The 2,262-nt window shown below is 68.6% G+C and carries 2 protein-coding genes and 1 pseudogene; all 3 read right to left on the bottom strand.

What is annotated here, in order from left to right; translation table 11 throughout:
* Positions 1–311 (bottom strand): annotated as a pseudogene (locus tag QK444_RS35640) (hypothetical protein); the annotation flags it as partial.
* 23 nt (positions 312–334) lie between these two features.
* Entirely contained in the window at positions 335–1,576 is a 1,242-nt protein-coding gene (locus QK444_RS35635; RefSeq protein ID WP_282786433.1) for an oxygenase MpaB family protein, read from the bottom strand.
* 312 nt (positions 1,577–1,888) lie between these two features.
* Complete coding sequence (locus QK444_RS35630; protein ID WP_282786432.1) at positions 1,889–2,143, bottom strand: hypothetical protein; 255 nt, start codon at positions 2,141–2,143, stop codon at positions 1,889–1,891.
* Positions 2,144–2,262 lie beyond the last annotated feature (119 nt).

Here is a 2,262-nt window from a genome sequence, read left to right as displayed (position 1 = left end):
CAGTAGACCCGGGGTGCGCAGGGGCTGGGCAGGGCCGACAGAGTCGCCATCTCACAGATTGTGCCGGTCATGATGTGCAGGGGTGCGGCGACCAGGAGGGCGAGGATGCCGATGACATTGCCCTGCTGTGCGAACAGGGCGAGGGAGTCCGCGGCGGCCGATCCGGAGTCCAGGGCGGAGGAGCCGGTGCCGTCGGCGACGACGGCCACCGGGGGCGGTGCGGGTGCGGGTGCGGCGGCGGACTGGGCGGCGGTGGCCACGAGGGTGGTCGCGGTGATCGAGGCGACAGCGAGGTGCAGGGCGGAACGCATAGGGTGAATCTCCTGAGTATGGGTCAGCGCGGCGGCTGGCTGAGATCGCGGTTCATGGTCGGGATTTCGATGCTGATCGGCATGCGCAGATCGGCCAGGTAGATCAGGGCGGCCTGGCGCAGGAATTCGTCGAACATCCAGTACGCCTCCTGGGTGGGCGGGACGGCGGTGAGTACGCCTTCGCGGACCGCGATGAACGGTCCCCAGCTCACCCGCAGCAGTGGGTCCCAGAGGATTTCGCGGGGGATGCCCAGGCCGTCGGCGATCCGGTCGCCGAGCAGGAAGCGGGTGAACGCGCCCAGCACCGGTCGGGTGACGATGGACAGGTCGAGCTGGTTGCCCAGTCCGAGCAGCCGGTCGGCGAGCTTCGCGCCCTCCGGGGTGACCGCGATGATCGGGTCGAGCACCTGTGCCGCTTGGGAATCGGCCTCGGCCCAGGAGTTGGGGATGTACTCGTCGCGGATGCCGAGCATATGCGCGGCCACCTGCCAGGAGTGCAGGAAGGCGTCGGATTCGTTGTCCGGGATCGGTACCCGCCAGGCGGTGAGGTGTTTCATGACCGTGGTCGGGAGGCTGTGCCAGGTGACCATCATGTCGTTCTGGCTGATCGGAATCTCCTCGGTGGCCATGGCTTTCCAGTGCGGCGACCGCGGCAGCAGATGCCGCACCCCGGCGTGGGCGAGCCGGGTCTTGACGCAGGTCACCACCATTTCGCCGGCGGGGGCGTAGGCATTGTGGGTGCCGATGTCGTAGCCGAGTTTGGCGGTTTTGGAGATGCGGTCGCGCAGGTCGTGCCCGCCCTTGGAGTAGTAGACCGCGCGGGCCTCCTTGGGGATGACCGTGCTCATCATGCCGCTGGCCAGCCCGTACAGCACACCGAGGTAGAGGCCACGCTTCTTGTTGAAGTCCACCGCGGTGGCGAGTTTCGCCGGGTCGGTCCAGTGCGGCAGCTGCCGGGCGTATTCCATGAAGTCGCGCAATTCCGTCGGCAATCCCGCGGGCAGGGGCTGTCCGTTGCGGGTCCAGGTTCGCAGCAGTTCGTTGACGCGAGGCACCTCGCCGCTGTCGATGAGACGGGCGATCACCGGATCGGCTTCGGCGTCCCAGACATACATCGGATCGGTTCCGCTCCCGTTTCCGGCCACCGACCCCTCCGGTGACCAGGTCCACGGTTGCGCCCGCGCGGGTGCGACGGCGGCCAGCGCGCCGAAAGCGCCTAGAGCCCCACCGACTTTCAGCGCGAATCGCCTGTTGAGATTGTCCATGTCCACTGCTCCTCATCGAGACTTTCGCAGAGAGTGAGGCACTGAAACGCTCACCGTATCTGCGTACCACTGATGAGAGCACAGAGTGGCGGTCATCACAAGGTGGTGCCCGTGATCGGTCGGATTATCGGCCGGAGCACGAGCTGTCCCAGTAAGTGGTGGCGGCATCGCCGGATCGGCTGTTCTCGAGTGCGGCGGGTGCGGGGTACGCGTGTGCTGGCCATGGCCCCGTGGCCGCAACCCCGCCGAGTCTCGCGGCAGGGCCGAAGGCGGCGTGCACCTGGGGGTTCGAGTGTTCGAACGGCGGTAGGGCTACGGCTGCCAGCGGGACGGGGGCCGCGTGTCGCGGCGTGCGTGGCGACCCGTGCTGCCGATCGAGATGCGGGGGATCGGCGGTCGGGGCGGGTGCGGTGTGGGCGCGGTGTCCGGGTCGACGCGGGGCAGGATCTGGGTGGGGCCGTCGAGTTCGTGGTGGAGTTGGGCGAGGAAGGCGTCGAGGCTGTCGAAGTGGGTGAGGATGGTCGACAGCAGTCGCAGGGCGCTGCCGTCGGTATCGGCCGTCGTCATACGTCTCCGCCGGAGGTTGGGCCCGGGGGCGGGCGGTGGGGGAGTGCGCGGCCCACCGGTGGGCCGATAGGGTTGTCGCGGTTGGGTTCCGCGCCCACCGGTGGGGTTGTGCGTGCGGC

Origin of the sequence: Nocardia sp. CC201C, assembly GCF_030010695.1 — a bacterium.
In the GTDB taxonomy this organism is placed as follows: domain Bacteria; phylum Actinomycetota; class Actinomycetes; order Mycobacteriales; family Mycobacteriaceae; genus Nocardia; species Nocardia otitidiscaviarum.
Note: the sequence above shows the minus strand (reverse complement) of the source record. Positions and strands in the feature narration are given on the sequence as shown.